Origin of the sequence: Rhodococcus sp. EPR-134, from assembly GCF_001647205.1 — a bacterium.
GTDB lineage: Bacteria > Actinomycetota > Actinomycetes > Mycobacteriales > Mycobacteriaceae > Rhodococcus_F > Rhodococcus_F qingshengii.
The window spans coordinates 26,763-47,485 of the sequence record NZ_LVCT01000197.1; the positions used below are offsets into that span (position 1 = coordinate 26,763).

The following is a 20,723-nucleotide window of genomic DNA, read 5'->3' on the forward strand; positions in this document are numbered from 1 at the left end:
ACTCACCACAGCGAAACCGGCGCGGTGCCCACCGGATACCAGCCCGGCAGCGGGTCGCCCGAGATCGATCGCTGGATCCGGCCCTGCATCCCCTTCGAGAGAGCGTTGTTGCCGATCATCTCCATGAACAGTGCCGACACGTTCCCGAAGTCGAAGAAGTCACGCTGCCACGACCATTGGAAATCCCCGCCGTAGCGGAACCAACTACCACCGATACCGTAGACGGAGTAGTTGCTACCGTCCTCACGCTTGGCATCGGAAATCTGCTTCCACAAGCCGATCACGTTTCCGCTACGGTCGTCGATCACAAAGTCTTGATACGGATACTCCCAGCCTTCGAGGCCCTTCATCTCGAGACCGAGCGCGACTTCGCGAATCTCCTCGCGCCCCACCGCCATGAAATCCTGCTTGGGGCCGTAGTTCCACCCGTACGTGGCGTCCTCGGTATACATGTCCGCCAACGGTTTCCAATCGCCGGCGGCTTCGGCCTTTTTGTTCGCCTCGATCCAGCGTTGGACCATCTCGTCGAGCTCTGCGCGGTCGAAACCCGTCATCTGAACTTCCTCCCTCGAGCACATGAATTCGCTGCAATCAATCGACAATTCTCAGGGCGCCGGTCGGGCAGTACCTGACCGCCATCTCGGCTTCACCGCGGAGCGACTCGGGTGGGTCCGAGTCCAGAAGACTGACCTTCCCCCGCTTCGGGACGACAAAGATCTCCGGTGCCTCCAGCTCACACGCCGCATGGCCTTGGCACAGGTCGAGGTCGACTTCGACGTGCATGATCACCCCTCACGCACGGGACGTGTTCGGCGCCGGTACCTCACCGCGCACGGCTGCTGCAACTGGACGACCATCTTGCTGTGGTCGTTTCGGTAGGATTCCGACGGCTGCGCCATCTCGAACTCGAAGTCCCGCAGCAGGATCGAGAAGATCGCTTTGAGCTGCATCTGGGCGAACGCAGCGCCGACGCAGCGATGCCGGCCGGCTCCGAACGGAATCCACGTCCAGCGGTTGACGATGTCCTCTTGATTCGGGTCGATGTACCTCCCGGGATCGAAGGTGTCCGGCCGGGGAAAGTCCTCGGCGATTCGATTGGAGATCGCGGGTGTCGCGGCGACAAGATGGCCCTCTCGGATCTCGAAGCCGCCCACTTCGAAATCTCCACGTGCCACCCGCAACAGGATGATCAACGGCGGATGCAGTCGAAGGGTTTCCTTGACCACAGCCTCGAGAACCGGAATCTGGCGCAGGGCATGAAAACTGATGTCGGCGCCGTCGGAGTACAGATTGTCGAGTTCGTCGACGACGTCCGTCATGGTGTCGGGATGCCGCAACATCTCGATCAGCGACCACGCTGCCGTGCCGGAAGTCGTATGGTGGCCGGCGAACATCATCGAGATGAAGATTCCGGTGATCTCGTCGGCACTGAACCGGAGGTCGCCGTTCTCGTCCTTGACCGAGACCAACACGTCCAACATGTCGCGGTCATCCTTGCCCTGCGGAGGATTCGCGATGCGCCCGTTCATGATGTCCTGTACCAGAGCGACCAACGCCAACCGGGCCTCGTCGCGGCGGCGGAAACTCTCGATCGGCGCGTACGGATCCACGAAAGCCAATGCATCCGTTCCCTGTTCGAGCTCGTGATACAGCTTGGCGAAGCTATCATCCAGTTCGTCGCGGAACTTCTTGCCGATCAGGCACGCCGACGAGGTATAGATGGTCAGCTCGGCGAAGAAGTCGAGCAGATCGATCTCGCCTTCGTCTCCCCACTGCGCGACCATCGCCTCGACTTCGCGGCCGATCGTGGCGGCGTGCCCGCGCATCTGTTCGCCGCGCAGAGCCGAGTTGTGCAGCATCTCTTTACGCCGCTCCGGGCTGGCGTCGAAGACGACGCCTTCACCGAATATCGGCTTCATGAAGGGGTAAGCCGCTTGTTGGTCGAGATCCTCGTCGGTGGAGCGGAAGAAGAACTCGTTTGCCTCGGCTCCGGACAGCAAGATCACTGTGCGGTCGGCAAGTTGAAAGGCGCCGACGTCACCACATTCCTCACGCACCCGGCGCATGAGCGCTATCGGGTCGGTTCGCAGTTCCTCGAGATGCCCGTGCGGGAGATCCCCGCCGGACACCCGCGGCGGCTCTGGCAGTGTTCGCGACGTCTCTTGCACTCCGTGCGTCATGTCGTCTCCTGTGAGTTCGCAGTGGGAAGTTTGTCCAGTGGCGCCTCGGGCTGAACTTCGACGAGCACGATGTGTGCTCCTCGCGGCGCCGACACAACGGCGACGATGGCATTGGCGATGTCCGAGGCGCGCAGAAAGTAACCATGGCGGGCGAACCCCCACTTGCTCCACGATTCCCCGACCGGTCCGATGATCTCCGGCGTCGTGTCCATCCCCATGCCGGTCAGTGTCGGCCCGGGTCGCACGATCGACGCGCGAATGCCTGTTCCCTCGAGCTCCATTCGCATCTGACGCCCCATTGCCTCGAGCCCGGCCTTCGCTGCGTCGTACGCACCCATGAGTGGACGCTGGCGCTCGGCACAATCCGAGCCGATCAGTACGAAGTCACCGCGCTGTCGTTGCCTCATACCGGGGAGAACACGATGCGCCAATCGCTGCGCACCGACGAGGTGAACTTGGATCTGCCGTAGAAACGCCTCAGGATTCATCTCGTCCGCAGCCCCGAATTCGAGGTCTCCGGCACCGGAGACGACGATTTCCGCGGGGCCGTGGACTGCCTCTGCGGCCGAGACGAACCCGTCGACCGAATCACCGTCCGTGACGTCGAGGAAGTGGGCGAACGCTTCACCACCGTTGCTGCGGATCTTCTCGGCGATGGCTTCGCATTCGGCGACTCGACGCGCACCGAGTGCAACCGGATGCCCGAGTTCGGCCAGGGCATACGCGGTGGCTGTGCCGATTCCCGACGACGCACCACTGATCAGTGCCGGCCGGCGAACAGGATTGGGTTCGAAACGAGGCATCAGCGCACCTGCACTTTCACCGGCAGGGCCGCAAAGCCCCGGACATTTGTCGAATGAACACGCTCGATTCCGGACTCGACGACTTCGTAGTCGCTGACCCGACGCCCGAACTCCGCCAGGGCGATCTTGGCTTCGAGCTTGGCAAGGTGGGCACCGAGGCAGAAGTGCACGCCACCACCGAAACTCGCGAGTTTGCCCGACGAACTCCGGCCGATCTGGAAGCTGTCGGCATCGTCGAAGACGTCGGCGTCTCGGTTGGCCGATCCGATCAGGAGCAGGACCTTCTCCCCCGCCGGAATCGTGCGCCCGTGGTATTCGAGGTCGACAACCGAAGTCCGAGCCACGATCTGACTCGACGTGTCGTAGCGAAGAGTCTCTTCCACCCATTCCGAGGCTCGTTCGGGATCGTCGAGGACCGGTGCGATCTGCTCCCGGTGGTGCGAACCCCAGTACAGAGCGTTTCCGAGAAGCTTGGTCGTGGTCTCGTTTCCGGCCACGACCATCAGAAACATGAATCCGAGGATCTCCTGGTCCGAAAGCTTGTCTCCGTCGATCTCGGCGTCGAGCAAGGCCGAGGTCAGATCGTCCGTCCGCGATCGGCGACGCTGCGCGATCATCTCCTTGTAGTAGCCCATCAAACTGATCGAAGCCTCCACCGCAGGTTGCGGCACGTCGAGAACACCCGCCTCTCGATGCACCACCAGATCCGCCTTGCGCCGCAGTTCGGCTCGGTCGGGTTCGGGGACACCCATGAGTTCGGAGATGACGTCCATCGGCAGCTTTCCCGCCACCTCCGTAATCCAGTCGAACTCCCCCGCGCCCAGCGCGGGTATCAGATGTTGCTTCGTCAGTTCGAGTATCCGGCCGTCGAGCTCCGCAACACGCCGCGGTGTGAATCCGCGAGAAACCAACTGGCGCAACCGCATATGGCGGGGATCATCCATAGCGAGAAACGACATCACATAATGCGCGTGTGGACCGTAGGCTGCGGGGTCGAGTGATACTCCGTTTGCGCTCGACAGACGCTTGTTGTCCTTGAATCCGTCGACCACGTCCGCATATCGCGACAATGCCCAAAATCCCACGTCCGGATTGTGATACAGGGGTGATTCTTCGCGCAGACGCTTGTACGTCGGATACGGATCGTCGTGAAAGTGGTAGTCGTACGGATTGAAGACCACCGGATCGATCAAAGCTTCTGTCATGATTTCTCCAGGATCAGTAGAGCTGAGGCCTCGAGGCGTCCAGCGATTTGCGCGTAGGTTCCGTAGCCGATCCCTGCCCGCAGAAGCGCCCCGGCATAAAGCATTTCGAGCGCTTCCAACACTTCGGGTTCGCCATTCGGATCCAACGCCGAGGCGAGTCGTTGATGGATCTCGAGCCCGATCCGGCCGCGAAGATGTTCCACTTCAGGGTCGGATCCGAGCAGTGCATTGGTCACGGCGGCCGATACCTCCGGTTCGTCCGCGAGAAGCAGCGCGATATTTCGAAGTACAGACAGCACGTGCGCGGTGCGATCCAACCCTGAGCCATCAGGCGCCGACGAGTTCTGAAGTCTTCGCCAGAAAACCTCTGCGACGAGATGCTCCTTGGACGCGAAATACGTGTAGGCGGTCGCAGTTCCTACACCCGCTTCGGCCGCAACCGAACGGACAGTCAGCCCGGAAAACTCTTGTTTGCGTAGAACTTTCACTGTTGCTTCGGCAAGCCTGGCCACAGTTTCCGCCTGTTTGCCCGTGAGGCGCCTGCGAGTGGATTCGTAGACAATCGATCCCCCGCCACTTGAATCGCCCCGTTTGCTGGACACGTGTCTGGACGTTACTACAGCGTCCTGTCCAGGGCAACGAAATGGGGAAACTTGGAAAATTCACCACGAACAGGCAGCAGCAACGCGAAAAGTTCTACTACAGACCGATCTTCATCCCGGCACCAGCGTCCACGCGCAGTTGCTGGCCGGTGACGAATCGCGACTCGTCCGAGGACAGGTACACGACTGCATGCGAGATGTCCGCGGGTTCGACCCACGGGATCGGCATCGCCTGCATGAACGGGAACGTCACAGCCGCATCCTCGGCGGTCGGATTCTCGAGGTCGGGACGGAACGTCCGGTACATCGGCATGCTCTGCAACATGTCGGTGTTCACATTGGTCGGATGAATCGCGTTGACGCGAATGGAACTCGGCCCGAGGGTCAGCGCCAACGAACTGGTGTAGGCCTGAATCAGCTTCTTGGCCAGGCCGTATCCGTCGCCACCCGGACCCGGGAGCGCCTGTTGCCCGTTGAATCCGGTCTGCGGCACCAGACCGGCAACAGAGCCGATCGCGATGATCGAACCCCCTTCGCCGAGGTATTCCATCGACGCGTGCACTGTATTGACGACACCGAGAAAGTTCACATCGAAGGCGTCGACGAAACCGGCGGTCGACACGTGTTTGCCCAGCGGACAGATACCGGCGTTCGCCACGACGACATGCAATCCGCCCAACTGCCCTACCGCCTCGGCAAGTGCTGTTTCGAGTCCGGCGCGATCACGGACGTCGACACGCGCCGTCACCACCTGCTGCCCGGCCTCTTTTACCAGGCGAGCGGTTTCCTCCAGATCGGCTGGACTGGCGAGCGGGTATTCGTTGCTGGCGATGTCTGCGCACAGATCGAAGGCGATGATGTGCGCGCCCTCCTGCGCGAGACGGACGGCGTGACTGCGCCCCTGACCTCGAGCAGCGCCGGTCACCAACACCACTTTTCCGTCAACTCTGTTCATTTCGACCTCTCTCCTGTGGATGTGAAGACGTGGTTGTGAATGTGCGGTGAACCGTAGCGGCGCCGCACCGGACACGAGGCGCTTTTCGTCGAAGCAGATCCGAGACCCTCTCGAGACTGCTGGGCTCTCGAAATCTCTTATGCCCCAAAAACCATTGCCTCAACCACAAGTGTGAACTAGAGTCCAGACACATGTCCAGAAAGAGAGGGTTTGCGCTATGACGCTTCGACCCGCAGACAGTTCTGCACTTCTCGTCGACGGAAAACTGGTTCCCGGATCCGGCGGGACCTTCGAAGTTTTCAACCCGGCGACCGAGGAACTGATCGGCCGTGCGGCCGAAGGCACCGCCGCGGACATGGACGCGGCCATCGCCGCTGCGCGCCGTGCGTTCGACGACACCGAATGGGCACGCGATCACGGGTTTCGCGCTCGCTGCCTGCGCCAACTGTGCGATGCACTCCAGTCCCACATCGAGGAGTTGCGTGAGATCACCGTCGCCGAGGTCGGCGCACCGGTCATGCTGACGAGCGGTCCGCAACTCGAAGGCCCGATCGAAGATCTTCGCTACTGGGCCGATCTGATCGAAACCTATTCGTGGGAACAAGATCTCGGGCACGCGTCACCCATGGGGATTCCGACCCATCGCCGACTGCTCAAGGAAGCCGTCGGCGTCGTCGGCGCAATCACACCGTGGAACTTTCCGCACCAGATCAATTTCGCCAAGCTCGGTCCCGCCCTCGCAGCCGGCAACACCATCGTTCTCAAACCCGCGCCGGACACGCCCTGGTGCGCCGCGCTGGTCGCCAAGGTGATTGCAGAAGAAACCGAGATCCCGGCCGGCGTAGTCAACGTCGTGACGTCGACGGATCACTCCCTAGGCGCGCAGCTGTGCAGCGATCCGCGCGTCGATCTCGTGTCCTTCACCGGTTCCACCGCCACCGGACGCACAGTGATGGCCACGGCCGCGCAAACTCTCAAGAAGGTCTTCCTCGAACTCGGGGGTAAGTCCGCATTCATCGTCCTCGACGATGCGGACATCAAGGGTGCATGCTCGGTTGCCGCGTTCTCCGTCTGCGTTCATGCCGGTCAGGGATGCGCGCTCAGTACCAGACTTCTGGTGCCGCGCTCTCGGTACGACGATGCTCTGGCCGCGGCATCTGCCGCGATGGCGGGTATCCGAGCCGGCGACCCCAGCGCGCGCGGAACGGTGTGTGGCCCGGTCATCTCGGCGCGCCAGCGCGCCAGGGTGGAGAGCTACCTCGCCCTCGCGGTCGAAGAGGGCGGCACGATCGTGACGGGTGGGGGCCGTCCCGACGATCGCGAGAGGGGTTTCTTCGTCGAACCCACTCTCATTGCCGGGCTGGACAACTCGTCTCGCGTAGCGCAGGAGGAGATTTTCGGGCCCGTCCTCGTGATCCTTCCGTACGACAACGACGACGACGCTATCCGGATTGCCAACGATTCCCCATACGGCCTGTCCGGGTCGGTGTGGGGCACCGATCCCGATCGCGTCGCGCACGTCGTTGCCGGTGTCAGAACCGGAACGCTGAGCGTCAACGGCGGCGTCTGGTATTCGGCCGACGCACCGTTCGGCGGCTACAAACAATCCGGGATCGGCCGCGAAATGGGCCTCGCCGGTTTCGAGGAATACCTCGAAACCAAGCTCGTCGCTTCACCTTCCTGACATTCCACACCCTCACCACAGAATGATCACCACGAAAGTAGGTCGACATGGGACGTTTCGACGGTCGCACCGCGATAGTCACCGGAGCAGCGCAGGGTATCGGAGAGGCGTATGCCCGCGCTCTGGCCGCGGAGGGGGCCAACGTGGTCGTGGCGGACCTCAATCGCGAACTCGGTGAAGCAGTCGCCAAGCAGATCAACGCGGACGGCGGAAATGCCGTGTTCAAGGACGTCGACGTCGCCGACGGGGAGTCGACTGCGGCACTCGCCGACTTCACGATCGAGCAGTTCGGCAGCATCGAGCACCTGGTGAACAACGCTGCCATCTACGGCGGAATGAAGATCGATTCCCTGTTGACGGTGGACTGGGACTACTACCGAAAGTTCATGAGCGTCAACATGGACGGCGCATTGCACGTGTGCCGGGCGGTAGTACCTCACATGCGAGCGAAGGGCGGTTCGATCGTCAACCAGTCCTCCACAGCAGCCTGGCTGTACTCGAATTACTACGGACTCGCGAAGGCCGGCGTCAACAGCCTGACACAACAACTCGCGACCGAACTCGGCTGGTCGAACATCCGGATCAACGCCATCGCTCCCGGCCCTATCGACACGGAGGCGACTCGAACCGTCGCCCCCGGCAACATCGTCAAGGACATGGTGAAACGAATCCCGTTGCAGCGCATGGGAACACCGGACGATCTCGTCGGCATGTGCCTGTTCCTCCTCTCCGACGACGCAGGCTGGGTGACCGGGCAGATCTTCAACGTCGACGGAGGCCAGGTGTACCGGTCATGACGCAATCGGCGCCGAAAGCCAGCGCTTCGAAAACCAGACTGGGATACATCGGCCTAGGCAACATGGGCGCGCCGATGGCGCAGCGCCTCCTGGACTGGCCGGGCGGACTGGTGGTGTGTGATGCCCGCGCAGAAGCGCTCGAACCGTTCACCACTGCGGGCGCGAGCGCAGCATCGAAGCCCGCCGACGTTGCAGCGCAGGCGAGCATCATCTCCGTCACGGTGCTCGACGACGCGCAGGTACGCGAGGTTGTGTGCGGGCCGCACGGGATTCTGTCGACCGCACAGCCAGGCACTGTCGTCGCGATTCACTCCACTATCTCGGACACCACGGCGGTGGAACTCGCTGACATCTGTCAACAGCGTGGTGTTCTGCTGGTCGACGCGCCGATCAGTGGCGGTGCCGGCGGCGCAGCGCAGGGCAGGCTGGCAGTGATGATCGGCGGCTCCGACGAGGCGTTCGAAGCCGTCCGCGAGCCCTTCGGATCCTGGGCCGAGCTGGTGGTTCACGCCGGTGACGTCGGCGCGGGAACGCGAATGAAGCTCGCACGCAACCTTCTTCACTTCGTCTCGTTCACCGCCACGACCGAGGCCGCGCGACTCGCCGAAGCAGCAGGACTCGATCTCCGCACGCTCGGAAAGGTCGTCAGGCACACCGATGCGATCACTGGTGGCGCGGGCGCGATCATGCTCCGCGACACCACCGCACCGGTCTCGGAGGACGACCCGTGGTTCTCGATACTGCGGCATGTGCGCAATCTCGGGGAGAAGGACTTGGCCTTGGCCATCGACCTCGGTGATCGGCTGAATCTCGACCTGCCGCTCGCGCACCTTGCGCTCGCCGGACTCGGTGCCGGTCTGGGCGTCGGGAATGACAGCGAAGACAGGCCGGCCGAACCTTCGACGGCATCTACTACTCGGGAGCACGCATGACCGACACCACTCACATGACCGATGCCGGTGGAACCGACGAAAGCCGCATCTCCGAGGCCCGTGCTCGTGGCGTCGCGAAGATGAACGAGGTGTACGGCTGGGAGCTTCCCGCCGACGTTCCCGGCGACTTCTTCGCGGTCACCGCCGACCACCTCTTTGCCGACATCTGGACGCGACCGGGACTGTCGGTACGTGATCGACGACTACTCCTGATCGGTGCCATCACCGCCCAGGGGCAGAACGATGTGGCGAAGATCCAGATCAACGCTGCTCTCCACAACGAGGAGTTGACCGAGCAGCAGTTCGAAGAGGCCGCAATCTTCCTGTGCCACTACGTCGGCTGGCCGCTGGCCACCGGGCTCAACAATGCGCTGATCGCCGTGAAGGCCGACAGACGTAAAGCCGCGCGCGCCAAGGAGAAGGCCGCGGCCGATTCCGCGAAAACGGACACCGACTGACTTTCGGTCGAGATACTGCCATCAGGGCATCCATCACACCCACCGATTCCCCCACCAACCGACCAGAAGAACGAAGGATCCGAATCCATGGCCGAGGCCAGCTCAATCCGTCCGCAGTCCTCCGCAAACATCGAGCAGTGGCACTTCGAGGCTGACGTCGTCGTCGCCGGCTACGGCATTGCCGGAGTGAGTGCTTCGATCGAGGCCGCGCGAGCGGGCGCCGACGTGTTGGTGCTCGAGCGCACGAGCGGCTGGGGCGGCGCTGCGGCGCTGGCAGGCGGATTCATCTATCTGGGCGGCGGGACCCCGCTGCAGCAGGCACTCGGGTTCGAGGACTCCCCCGCCAACATGAAATCGTTCATGATGGCCGCACTCGGTCCCGGCGCCGACGAGGAGAAGATCACCGACTACTGCGAAGGCAGCGTCGACCACTACAACTGGCTCGTCGACAACGGTGTGCCGTTCAAGGAGAGTTTCTACGGCCAACCCGGCTGGGAAACACCCTTCGACGACGGACTCATGTATTCCGGCGGCGAGAACTCGGCACCGTTCAACACGATCGCGACACCGGCCCCTCGCGGGCACGTTCCACAGATGAGCGGCAAGCGCACCGGGGAGAAGGGCGGTGGTTTCATGTTGATGAAGCCACTGATCGAGACAGCCGAAAGCCTCGGCGTACGAGCAGAATACGACATGCGAGTCCAGCGCCTGGTCGTCGACGGAGATCGAGTGGTCGGCATCATCGCCAAGCAGTACGGCAAGGAAGTGGCAGTTCGAGCACGCACGGGTGTCGTTCTGGCGACGGGAAGCTTCGCCTACAACGAAGCGATGATCCAGTCGTACGCCCCACGGCTGATCGGGCGCCCCGGTGCGGCTATCGAAGAGCACGACGGAAAGTCCATCCAGATGGCGCAGGCTCTCGGGGCCGACCTCGCGCACATGGACGCCACCGAGGTCGCATTCTTCGGCGACCCCCAGTTGATGATCCGCGGCATTCTCGTCAACGGACGCGGCCAGCGCTACGTCAACGAGGACACGTACCCGGGACGAATCGGCCAGGAGACGCTGCTGCGCAACGAGAATCAGGCCTACCTGATCATCGACGAAGCTTCCTACGAAGAGGGCTGCGCCGCCGACAGTTCCACCCCGTTCTTCAGATTCCAGCCCAAGTGGGTGGCAGAGACCGTCGAGGAACTCGAATCCGACATGGGCCTGCCGGAAGGCGCCCTCCAATCGACCGTGGAGGTCTACAACCGCCACGCCGCCCGTGGTGAAGACCCGGTACTCGGTAAGAAGAAGGAGTGGGTCAAGCCGATCGGCTCACCCGTCGCTGCGCTCGATCTTCGCAATTTCACCGCCGGTTTCACGCTCGGCGGTCTGCGCACGTCGATCAACTCGGAGGTCATGCACGTCTCCGGCGAACCGATCCCGGGTCTGTTTGCCGCTGGACGATGCACCGCCGGTGTCTGCGCTGGAGGGTATGCCTCCGGAACGTCCCTCGGAGACGGCAGCTTCTACGGGCGACGCGCGGGAATCAGCGCTGCCAAGGGCTGAGCGTCTCTTCTCAGATGTCAGCGTCCTCGCTGCGACGTTCGAGGAACAACGTGTCACGCCACCGCCCACCCAGTTGAGCGATACGCGACCGAGTGCCGACGACTCGGAATCCGACGGCCTGATGCAAGGCGACGCTTGCCCGGTTCTCCGGGAAAATCGACGACTGCACTGTCCAGATCTCACTGGCGTCGGCGGCTTGCACCTGTCGGCGAAGCAGCAGCTTGCCCACGCCGCGCCCGCGAGCGCCGCTACCGATGTAGATGGAGTTCTCGGCGACCCCGCGGTAGCAATCACGCGAGGACACCGGGCTGAGGCTCGCCCAGCCTTCGACGCGGCCGTCGATCTCGGCCACCCATCGATGATCGGGTAACCATTGCGCGTCGAGCTTCTCGGCGGATGGCACCGAGGTGGTGAACGTCGCGGTTCCGGTGTCGATTCCTTCGCGGTAGATCGAGCGGACGGCATCCCAGTCGCCGGATTCCATGCGGCGCACCACCACGTCATCGGGAAGAACTCCCAGTGTGTCTTCGACCGGACCACGAGCAGCCACGACGGCGGCCGCTGCCATCAGATCGGAGTATGCCGTTCCGGCAACACTGACAACCGAAGTGCCTTCACGCACCGAAGCCTCGACAAAACCGACCTCGATCAAGGCCTCGAGGTGAGCACTCAACGCCGACGGCTCGAGTGATGCGGCGTGTGCAATCGTCTCGACGTCGATCGGACCGCCGGCAGCAAGTCGGAGCACTCGCAGCCGCGTCGGATCACCCAGGCACGCAAACCTGCGCGCAAGTACGTCGGTGTCGAGGGGAGCGAGTGTTTCTGAACTCATGAGGCGACTATAACGCCGCTGACCTGCAGTTCGGTCGGCTAGGTTCGGCAAGAGTGTCCCGGAGTGAGAAACAACTCAGCCACCGACCCCAGGGTTCGCCGGCTAACGCGCACCGATCGACGCGGCAATCATTGACCACGAGTTGTGAAGATCGTCCTGCCAGTAACCCCAAGAGTGAGTGCCAGTTGCCCGGAAATCATAGGTGGCCGGGATGCCCAAGGAGTCGAGCCGCTCGGCCAAACGCTGGGTGCACTGGTTCGTCCCGGCCTCGATGACTCCACCCACGATCACCTGGTTCGCCAGAACGCCGAGGTCGCCGTTGACCATCGGTCCGCCCAGATTCTCGTGTGGGCCGGGCAGGCCCGATCCATTGCTGATGTAGAGGTCGACCCCCCGCAATCTCTCGGCGTTGACCACAGGATCGTTGGCTACCCAGCCCGGACCGCCGGGAGGACCCCACATGTTGTCCACGTTGCCGCCGCGGAATCCGACCACGAATCTCACGTAGTCCTGACCGGGTTGAGTACTCGTCTCGGCACACCCGCTGAAAGCACCGACGGCACGGTAAACGGATGGCGCCGCCTCGGCCAGGCTCAGAACCGAGGTACCTGCCATCGACAATCCGGCAACGGCATTCGTACCCGTAGTCCCGAGCGTGGCATCGACGATCGGTGGCAACTCCTGGGTGAGAAATGTGGTCCACTTGTTCAGTCCGAGAACAGGATCGGGCTTCTCCCAGTCGGTGTAGTAGCTGTAGGCACCGCCGATCGGGTTGACGACGTTGACGTTCTTGTCGCCGAAGAAGTCGACGACGTCTGTCCGTGTCTGCCACGTCGCCGTGTCCTCGCCTCCGCCGGCGCCATTGAGTAGATAGAGGGTCGGCCGGGGCGCACTTGTGTCTGCCGGCCGAATCACCTCGAGCGGAATCACCTTGTCCATCGCAGCCGAGTAGACGTACATAGTCAGCTGACGGGCGTTGATCTCCTCGACGTGATCGAGAGCTGAACCGCTTGAAGGGGATGTCGGGGCCGGGTCAGCCGAGGCCAACGCTGCTTCGCCGAACAGTCCCGTCCACGCGACGAGGGCGACGACAAGCATTGCCCGAGTACGTCCGATTCTTCTCATTGCCGCTCCTCGTGCTCGATTGCGGTGCCCGGCAACAGCTCGGTGGCGCTCGCTTCGCGGGCGTGCGGCTTGGTGGCTTGAAGTTGTCATGCCCGTTCGGGGTATCCGGAAAACATCGAGAGCACCCGGGCGAGCTCCGGTCCGATGACCGCCATGGCCGGAGGTTCGATCATCTCGTTGTGTTCGCAGCGCACGGGCACCTCCACGATCCGGCCCGTAACGAGTGGGCTCCATTCCTGCGGCGACCTGTCGCGCGGAATCGTGTCGTCTTCTCCGGATGCCAGGAAGATCAGCAGATCTCCTTCGTAGACCTGGGGAACGAACTGGTGCGTGATTCTCTGCGAAGTCTTGTACCCTCGGGCAATCCGTTCGAGGTCCCGACCGTCGACTCCCGTCTCGGGCCCGAGCCTCCGGGCCAACACGGCCGCCGCCTCGTCGAAGGTCAGACCTCGGTCGGTCTCGATCTCGAGGCCGAGTCCTCGCAGTATGTCTCGGACGTCGAGTTCGGCTGACGCAGGGGCATCGCCGTTGTCGGGGTAGCTGTCCATCATCGCCAGTGTGGCGACGTCGCGGCCGGACGATTGCAATTCGACGGCCATGGCGTGCGCGATGACTCCGCCAAGGGACCACCCGAGCAAGTCGTACGGCCCGTCCGGCGAAACGGCCTCCACCTCTTCGACGTAGCGATGCGCCAACTGTTCGATCGACTGATAGTCACCGTCGTCGCTGAGAGCGGGGAGCTGAAGTCCGTACACGGGTCTGTCCTCGGGCAGATACCGCACCAAGCCGGCATACCCCCAGGACAGGCCGATACCGGGGTGCACACAGAACAGCGGTCGCCCAGTCCCTTTCGTCCGCAGTGGAACAACCACGGCGAGAAGCTCTTCCATACCGGCGTCGGCTGTCGGCATGTCGAGGCGTCGAGCGATTCCAGCGGGTGTCGGGTCGAGGAACATCCACTGAAGCGGGATTCTCCGTCGGAAACGAGAGTGCAGTGCGCTGACGATTCGGGTGGCCACCAGGGAGGACCCGCCCAGGTCGAAGAAGCTGTCGGTAGTGCTCACCCGGTCGACACCCAGAACCTCGACGAACGAGTCGACCACGGCGCGCTCGGTGTCGGTGACCGGCTCGCGGAACTCGGCTGCAGCCGAACCGAATTCGGGTTCCGGTAAGGCCTTTCGGTCGAGCTTGCCCACCGGTGTCATCGGAATCCGATCGAGAAGCACCACTGCCGACGGAACCATGTGCGAGGGTAGTCGGTCGGCTGCGTACGCCCGTATCTCGTCGGTGCCGGTGGCGTCGGCAGCTGACGCACGCACGTACGACACCAGGACCGTTTCACCCGACGGTCCCGTGTGGCCGACAGTCGCGGCGAAGTCCACCGACGGATGGCGTGAGAGAACTGCATCGATTTCCCCGAGTTCGATCCGAAAACCACGGACTTTGACCTGGAAGTCGCTGCGCCCGATGTATTCGAGCGTGTGATGCACTCCATCGCCGGAGCCAACGATTTTGGCACTGTCACCGCCGGATTCACGCCAACGCACGACATCTCCGGTGCGGTACATCCGGCGCCCCGGCGACCCGTACGAGCACGCGACAAATCGTTCCGACGTGAGCGACGCCCGATTATGGTACCCACGTGCCATACCTGGACCGATGATGTACAACTCCCCCGGCACGCCCACCGGGACGGGCTGCAAACGCTCGTCCAGCACCAGGAAGCCGAAGCCCACTGCCGGCGAGCCGATGTTCACTCCCGCACCGGGTTTCATCGAATCGCTGACGCTCGCCTGCACGGTGGTTTCAGTCGGGCCGTAGCCGTTGTGCAGCCTCCGACCCGGCGCCCATTGCGCGACGACCTCCGGCGGGCAGGCCTCGCCCACCAGATCGAGAACACGAAGCGCCTCGAAACCGTTGTCACCCAACGCCGCCAGCGCGGTCGGTGTAATGGTGGCATGAGTGACCTGCTCGCGCCGGAAAACATCGGCCAATTCGGCGCCACCGTACACAGCAGGCGGAACGATCACGACTTGCGCCGAGGCGCTGAATGCCATCGTCAACTCGAAGATGGAAGCGTCGAAACTCGGCGATGCCAACTGAGAGACATGAGAGTCGTGAGTGACCTCGAACCTCTCACGAGTTTCGGCCGTGAAGCTCGCCAAACCTCGATGAGTAATGTTCACTCCCTTGGGTTTCCCGGTAGATCCCGAGGTGTAGATCAGGTAGGCCGGATGATCGAGGTTCAGTTCACCGGTTCGATCGTCATCGGTGATCGGTTCCGGCGACAGCGCGGCTACCCGCCGGGCGAAGTGTGGGTCGTCGAGTTCCAGCCAGGGAACAACGTCGGGTAGGTGAGTTCGGCTGGTCTGAACAGTCAAACCGAGCGAGGCTCGGCAATCGGCGAGCATGTATTCGACGCGCTCGCGCGGATAGGCCGGATCGACAGGCACAAAAGCCGCTCCGGCTTTGGTCACCGACCAGATCGCCACCACCGATTCGATCGAACGAGGCATTCCCAGTGCCACGAAGGTCTCCGGGCCCACACCGCGACCGCACAACTCCCGGGCAACACGATTCGACCACTCGTCCAGGTCGCGATAACTGAGCTGCCGGTTCTCGAGCGACAGGGCCACCGAGTCAGGATCGATCGCCACGGCGTCCGCCAACAACTCAGGCCACAATTTCGGAGGTACTTCGGGGAGCCCATGCGCCGGCGTCAACTCGCGACGTTCGAGATCGCCGAGTAGGTCGATGTCACCGATCGGTACCTGCGGATTCCGGGTCACGGCCTCGAGCACACGAACGAACATGTCGGCAAAACCGCCGACCGTACCGGGGTCGAAGAGATCAGTGGCAAAGTCGACGGCTCCGCTCATCCCTCCCGGTTCACCGCGATCGTCGTACTCCTCGGCCAGAAGGAATTCCAGGTCTACCTTCACTACCTCGAGTTCAGGGTCGATCCCGCGGACTTCCAGTCCCGGTAGCTTCAGAATCGGTCGTTTGTTGTTCTGGAATTCCAGCGACACCGAGGAAATCGGTGCATAAGCGCTCGACCGTTTCGGCCCGACCGCGTCCACTACCCGCTCGAAGGGCACGTCGGAATGAGCGAACGCGGCGAGGTCGACTTCGCGGCAATGCTCAACCAACTCGCGGAACGATCGAGCCGGATCCACCTGTGTGCGCAGTGCGAGCGTGCCGACGAACATGCCGACCAGATCATCGAGGGCACGATCTCCCCGGCCGGCGATCGGCGTGCCGATCACGATGTCGTCGGTGCTGCCCAAACGTGCCAGCAAGAGCGCGAGCGCTGCATGCACAGTCATGAATGCAGTGGACTCGTGCTGCCGCGACACGTTCAGAATACGGCGGTGAAGATCACTGCTGATCGAGAAGTGAATCCGCGAGCCGTGAAAACTCTGTTGCGTCGGCCGGTCTCGATCGAGCGGAAGTTCCAAGAGGTCGGGAGCACCTGACAGTGCACGTCGCCAGTAAGCCAACTGCTCACTGATCACCGACCCGGGGTCGTCGACTGAGCCCAGAATCTCCCGTTGCCAGAGCGCAAAGTCGGCGTACTGGACTGGAAGCGGCGTCCACTGGGGATCCCCGCCGTACGCGTGGGCCTCGTATGCAATCGTCACGTCTCGGGTCAACGGAGACATCGAGAAGCCGTCAGCCGAGATGTGGTGCACCACTACGGCAAGCACGTGTTCGCGCTCATCGATGGTGAACAACGCTGCCCGCAGGGGAATTCGTGCGGCGACGTCGAAACCGGCCGAGACCATCCGGGCAAGCTCGTCACGGAGATGATGTTCGTCGGTCACCGATGTCTCGGTCAGTTGCGGCAGCTCGGCGCTCTCGGTGGGCAGGATGTGCTGGACCGGTCCGTCACCGTGGACCGGGAACATCGTTCGCAGCGATTCGTGGCGGGCGATGACATCGGACATCGCTGATCTCAAGGCCGGTTTGTCGAGTTCACCGCTCAACCGCACCACGAGCGGAATGTTGTATGCAGGAGAACTGGTGTCGAGTTGATTGACGAACCACATCCGCTGCTGAGCAAACGACAATTGGATGTTGTCGGGTCGGGGGCGCGGTCCCAGTCGCTCCGACCCTTCGGCAACCGACTGGCCGATCACCGTAGCCAACTCGGCCACCGTCGGCGTCTCGAACAGATCCCGCACGCCTACGGTAGCTCCGAGCACCGCCCGTAGCCTCGCCGCGACCGAAGTGGCGCTCAGAGAATTTCCACCGAGCTCGAAGAAACTGATGTCGGTACCGACTCGTTCGAGGCCGAGCACCTCGCCGAACACGTCCGACACTGCCTGTTCGACCGGGCCGACCGGGGGACGGAAATCCCCTGTGGTCGTCTCGATTTCGGGTCTTGGCAACGCCGAACGGTCGACTTTTCCGACAGCGGTCAACGGAATGTTCTCCAGCACCGTGAGAACGGCAGGCACCATGTGCGAAGGCAAGCGCCGGGCCACGGCGCGACTCAGGATCCTGGTGTCCAGTCGACCCGCCGTGGGCACGACGTACGACACGAGTCGGGTGTCTCCGGTGGGGGCGGAATCGGCGACCGTAACGGCAAAACCGACGTTGGGCTCCGACATGAGCACACTGTCGATCTCACCGAGTTCGACACGGAAGCCTCGAACCTTGACCTGGAAGTCGCTTCGCCCGACGTACTCGACACACATGTCCGCCGTCCATCGCACGATGTCGCCGGTGCGGTACATCCGCGTTCCTGGGTCAGCCGGGTTGGCAACAAAGCGTTCTGCCGTCAACCCCGCCCTTCGGTGATATCCCCGTGCCACGCCTGGTCCGGCCAGGTACAGCTCGCCGGGGACCCCGACGGGAACCGCTTGAAGTCGAGTGTCGAGCACCAGTTCGCTGACGCCCCTGACGGGTCCACCGATGGTGATTGGTTCTCCGGCGGTCATCGGCGGGCTGACGTTGGACATGATCGTTGCTTCGGTCGGTCCGTACGCGTTGTACAGGCGGCGGCCAGGTGCCCAGCGAGCGACGAGGTCGGGCGGGCACGCCTCGCCCCCGAATACGACTTCCGAAAGTTGTTCCAGCCCAGCCGGGTCCACCGATGCCAATGCCGCCGTGGTGACGAACGCGTGCGTGACGGCGTGCTCTGCCAGAAGTTGCGCCAGGTCCTCGCCCCCGTAGATCCCGGGTGGAGCGATAACCATCGTCGCCCCGGCTCCGAAAGCCTGCAGATATTCGAAGAGCGACCCGTCGAAACTCGGAGTGGAGAAGTGCAGCGTGCGTGATTGTGGAGTTGCGCCGTAGCGTTCGAGCTGGTCTCGGGCGAAGTTGCCGAGCCCTCGCTGCGTGACCACGACGCCCTTGGGCACGCCGGTCGACCCCGAGGTGTAGACCACGTAGGCAGCTGAATCCAACCCGATCGGACGGAGTCGGTCGTTGTCGGTCAACGGGCTCCCCGAGAATCCCTCGCACTTCTTCGTGAAATGCGGATCGTCGATAATCAGCCACTCCGCGATATCGGGCAATCGATCTCGGCCCGCGGTGGTGGTCAATCCGAAGCTGACCTTCGAATCGATCAGCATGTGATTGATCCGCTCGTCCGGATAGTCGGGATCGATCGGCACGAACGCAGCGCCTGTCTTGGCGACGGCAAGTATCGACACCACGGACGCGAGAGAACGTGGGATACCGACCGCTACATAGTCCTCGGTTCCCAGGCCGTGCGAGACGAGCATGCGAGCAATGCGATTGGAGAGGATGTCCAGCTCGCCGTAGGTCATGCTGCCGTCCGCCGATTCCACGGCCGGTGCGTTCGGATCACGCTGGGCTGCCTCGTCGAAGATCTCCGGGAAGACGCGCGACGACCCGCCGGCCGTGCCACGGACTGGCACCAATTCAGCATGTTCGGAGACTGCGAGCACCGACACCACAGCCAAGGGGCGATCCGGCTGGGTACACGCTTCGAGTACGCGCCGCAGTCGTCCGGCGATCTCTTCGATGTCGGCGGCACCGAAAACCTCGGGTATGTACTCGAATTTCAGGCGGAGCCTGGTGTCGACCGATGCTACGAGGCTGAGCGGGTAGTGGGCAGCGTCCTTGGCTTCGACATCGGTGATCCGGACCCCCGCAATATCGGCATCGGACGAAAGCCCCTGACGGTCAACGGGATACGATTCGAAGACAGTCAACGTGTCGAATCCGATCTCCGGCCCCGCGCCTACGTGGATCTCGGAAAGCCCGAGACAGTGGTGATCCGACAGCTCTGCTTGCTCGGCCTGGATCCGCGCGAGGAGTGTGCCGATACTTTCACTCGGGCGCAGCGTGATTCGGACCGGAATTGTGTTGATGAACAGCCCGACCATGGTTTCGATCCCGGTCAGCTCGGGAGGTCGACCCGACACCGTCGCTCCGAACACCACATCGTCTCTCCCGGTCAGTGCAGCAAGGACGATCCCCCACGATGCCTGAACAATCGTGTTGATCGTCAGCCCGAGTTCACGCGCCATCCCGCGAAGTGAGGTTGTGAATTCCTCGTCCAGATCGAACACCCACTCGGCCGCCATGGTGGAGAGTCGACGCGATCGAACCGCTGGAGCCAACAGCGTCGGTCCTTCGACTCCGCTCAGCATCCTCGCCCACACAGCTCGGGAAGCTTGCTGATCGCGGCGGCTCATCCAGGTCAGATAGTCGCGATACGCGCGCGCGTGAGGCAAGGCCGCCACTTGACCGTCGGCGGCATAGAGCGTCGCCAATTCCCGGATCAGCAGGGGCATGGACCAGCCGTCCAGAAGGATGTGATGATTGGTGAGCACGAGCGTGAACTTTTCGGGGGCGAGAGCGATCAGGGTGAATCGGATCAACGGCGCCCGTGCCATGTCGAACGGGCGCGCTCGGTCCTCGGCCAGCGCTCGATCATTTTCCTGATCTGGTGCACCAGTGAGGTCGATTTCCTGCCACGGCGCTGCCACGTTGCTTCGGACCACCTGGACGGCACGGCCGTCGGCGCTGTGAAGGAAGGCGGTACGCAGGTTCTCATGCCGGCCGAGCAGCGCGTCGGCGGCGCGGCGCAGGCGCTCCGAATCGACTGCGCCGGCTAGATCGAGAGCCACTTGTACGAGGTATGCGTCGACCGATCGTTCGGCCAATTCGGCGTGGAACAACAACCCCGCTTGCAGTGGAGAGAGTGGCCAGACATCGCTCAGGTCAGGACACCGACTTTCGAGGTCGTCGATCGCCTCCTGTCTAAGATCGACCAGATCGAAGTCCGAGGGTGTGAATCCGCCGCCGCCCGCCGCGAACTCTGCGAGCCCGGCCAGTGCGTCGAGCCACCACTGCCCCAGTTGCCGAACGTCGTCCGCACCCAGAATGTCCGGTGGGAACGTCCAGCCGGCAACGAGCTGCGGACCGTCCTCGGTATCGCTGTCGACCGTCATCACGTTGACCTCGAGGACGCTGGCGAGTGGGAGATCGACGGCCGCAACCGTCCGCAGGTCCTCGTCACGGATCGGTACCCATCCCGCTGAAGCGTCGGCGTCGGATCCACCGACGCGTCCGAGGTAGTTGAAGCTGATCTGAGGCACCGGAAGTTGCGAAAGAGTG

The 20,723-nt window shown here is 62.9% G+C and carries 15 protein-coding genes; 5 read left to right on the plus strand and 10 right to left on the minus strand.

Features of this window, described 5'->3' with window-relative positions; all coding sequences use genetic code 11:
- Positions 1–2: 2 nt before the first annotated feature.
- From A2J01_RS09105 to A2J01_RS09135, 7 genes are all read right to left on the minus strand, one after another.
- Positions 3–554 (minus strand): hypothetical protein, encoded by a 552-nt coding sequence (locus A2J01_RS09105; protein ID WP_007728648.1) that lies wholly within the window; start codon positions 552–554, stop codon positions 3–5.
- 37 nt (positions 555–591) lie between these two features.
- On the minus strand, positions 592–783 hold the full coding sequence (locus tag A2J01_RS09110; RefSeq protein ID WP_020907945.1) for a ferredoxin: 192 nt from the start codon (positions 781–783) through the stop codon (positions 592–594).
- Positions 784–785: 2 nt separating this feature from the next.
- Complete coding sequence (locus A2J01_RS09115; RefSeq protein WP_064112559.1) at positions 786–2,180, minus strand: cytochrome P450; 1,395 nt, start codon at positions 2,178–2,180, stop codon at positions 786–788.
- Entirely contained in the window at positions 2,177–2,983 is an 807-nt protein-coding gene (locus tag A2J01_RS09120; RefSeq protein WP_003944110.1) for an SDR family oxidoreductase, read from the minus strand. The genes A2J01_RS09115 and A2J01_RS09120 overlap by 4 nt, the downstream gene beginning before the upstream one ends.
- Positions 2,983–4,188, minus strand: a complete 1,206-nt coding sequence (locus tag A2J01_RS09125; RefSeq protein ID WP_003944019.1) for a cytochrome P450 — start codon at positions 4,186–4,188, stop codon at positions 2,983–2,985. The genes A2J01_RS09120 and A2J01_RS09125 overlap by 1 nt, the downstream gene beginning before the upstream one ends.
- The gene (locus A2J01_RS09130; RefSeq protein WP_024487471.1) at positions 4,185–4,751 is read right to left on the minus strand and encodes a TetR/AcrR family transcriptional regulator; all 567 of its coding nucleotides are present in this window, start codon (positions 4,749–4,751) and stop codon (positions 4,185–4,187) included. Before A2J01_RS09130 ends, A2J01_RS09125 begins: the two co-directional genes overlap by 4 nt.
- A 136-nt stretch (positions 4,752–4,887) precedes the next feature.
- Positions 4,888–5,745: a mycofactocin-coupled SDR family oxidoreductase gene (locus tag A2J01_RS09135; RefSeq protein ID WP_064112560.1), complete on the minus strand. Its 858-nt coding sequence runs from the start codon at positions 5,743–5,745 to the stop codon at positions 4,888–4,890.
- A 217-nt stretch (positions 5,746–5,962) separates the two neighbouring features.
- On the opposite strand from A2J01_RS09135, the gene A2J01_RS09140 reads away from it, so the two are divergent.
- From A2J01_RS09140 to A2J01_RS09160, 5 genes are all read left to right on the plus strand, one after another.
- Positions 5,963–7,429, plus strand: a complete 1,467-nt coding sequence (locus tag A2J01_RS09140; RefSeq protein ID WP_030536772.1) for an aldehyde dehydrogenase — start codon at positions 5,963–5,965, stop codon at positions 7,427–7,429.
- 47 nt (positions 7,430–7,476) lie between these two features.
- Entirely contained in the window at positions 7,477–8,226 is a 750-nt protein-coding gene (locus A2J01_RS09145) for an SDR family oxidoreductase (RefSeq protein ID WP_064112561.1), read from the plus strand.
- Positions 8,223–9,158, plus strand: a complete 936-nt coding sequence (locus A2J01_RS09150) for an NAD(P)-dependent oxidoreductase (protein WP_064112562.1) — start codon at positions 8,223–8,225, stop codon at positions 9,156–9,158. Before A2J01_RS09145 ends, A2J01_RS09150 begins: the two co-directional genes overlap by 4 nt.
- Complete coding sequence (locus A2J01_RS09155) at positions 9,155–9,616, plus strand: carboxymuconolactone decarboxylase family protein (protein ID WP_003944075.1); 462 nt, start codon at positions 9,155–9,157, stop codon at positions 9,614–9,616. The genes A2J01_RS09150 and A2J01_RS09155 overlap by 4 nt, the downstream gene beginning before the upstream one ends.
- Positions 9,617–9,703: 87 nt before the next feature.
- Positions 9,704–11,170, plus strand: a complete 1,467-nt coding sequence (locus tag A2J01_RS09160; RefSeq protein WP_064112563.1) for an FAD-dependent oxidoreductase — start codon at positions 9,704–9,706, stop codon at positions 11,168–11,170.
- 10 nt (positions 11,171–11,180) lie between these two features.
- On the opposite strand, the gene A2J01_RS09165 is transcribed toward A2J01_RS09160, so the two are convergent.
- The 3 genes from A2J01_RS09165 to A2J01_RS09175 all read right to left on the minus strand — a co-directional run.
- Positions 11,181–12,002: a helix-turn-helix domain-containing GNAT family N-acetyltransferase gene (locus A2J01_RS09165; RefSeq protein ID WP_030536776.1), complete on the minus strand. Its 822-nt coding sequence runs from the start codon at positions 12,000–12,002 to the stop codon at positions 11,181–11,183.
- A 102-nt stretch (positions 12,003–12,104) separates the two neighbouring features.
- Positions 12,105–13,127: an alpha/beta hydrolase gene (locus tag A2J01_RS09170; RefSeq protein ID WP_064112564.1), complete on the minus strand. Its 1,023-nt coding sequence runs from the start codon at positions 13,125–13,127 to the stop codon at positions 12,105–12,107.
- A gap of 86 nt (positions 13,128–13,213) precedes the next feature.
- Positions 13,214–20,723, minus strand: a 7,510-nt coding sequence (locus A2J01_RS09175; protein ID WP_156519220.1) for an amino acid adenylation domain-containing protein, incomplete at its 5' end; no start/stop codon positions are given.

Excerpts from the sequence above, each read along its gene's own strand:
- A2J01_RS09105 (WP_007728648.1), bottom strand. The coding sequence starts at position 554 with ATGACGGGTTTCGACCGCGCAGAGCTCGACGAGATGGTCCAACGCTGG.
- A2J01_RS09110 (WP_020907945.1), bottom strand. The coding sequence starts at position 783 with ATGCACGTCGAAGTCGACCTCGACCTGTGCCAAGGCCATGCGGCGTGT.
- A2J01_RS09115 (WP_064112559.1), bottom strand. The coding sequence starts at position 2,180 with ATGACGCACGGAGTGCAAGAGACGTCGCGAACACTGCCAGAGCCGCCG.
- A2J01_RS09120 (WP_003944110.1), bottom strand. The coding sequence starts at position 2,983 with ATGCCTCGTTTCGAACCCAATCCTGTTCGCCGGCCGGCACTGATCAGT.
- A2J01_RS09125 (WP_003944019.1), bottom strand. The coding sequence starts at position 4,188 with ATGACAGAAGCTTTGATCGATCCGGTGGTCTTCAATCCGTACGACTAC.
- A2J01_RS09135 (WP_064112560.1), bottom strand. The coding sequence starts at position 5,745 with ATGAACAGAGTTGACGGAAAAGTGGTGTTGGTGACCGGCGCTGCTCGA.
- A2J01_RS09140 (WP_030536772.1), top strand. The coding sequence starts at position 5,963 with ATGACGCTTCGACCCGCAGACAGTTCTGCACTTCTCGTCGACGGAAAA.
- A2J01_RS09145 (WP_064112561.1), top strand. The coding sequence starts at position 7,477 with ATGGGACGTTTCGACGGTCGCACCGCGATAGTCACCGGAGCAGCGCAG.
- A2J01_RS09150 (WP_064112562.1), top strand. The coding sequence starts at position 8,223 with ATGACGCAATCGGCGCCGAAAGCCAGCGCTTCGAAAACCAGACTGGGA.
- A2J01_RS09155 (WP_003944075.1), top strand. The coding sequence starts at position 9,155 with ATGACCGACACCACTCACATGACCGATGCCGGTGGAACCGACGAAAGC.
- A2J01_RS09160 (WP_064112563.1), top strand. The coding sequence starts at position 9,704 with ATGGCCGAGGCCAGCTCAATCCGTCCGCAGTCCTCCGCAAACATCGAG.
- A2J01_RS09165 (WP_030536776.1), bottom strand. The coding sequence starts at position 12,002 with ATGAGTTCAGAAACACTCGCTCCCCTCGACACCGACGTACTTGCGCGC.
- A2J01_RS09170 (WP_064112564.1), bottom strand. The coding sequence starts at position 13,127 with ATGAGAAGAATCGGACGTACTCGGGCAATGCTTGTCGTCGCCCTCGTC.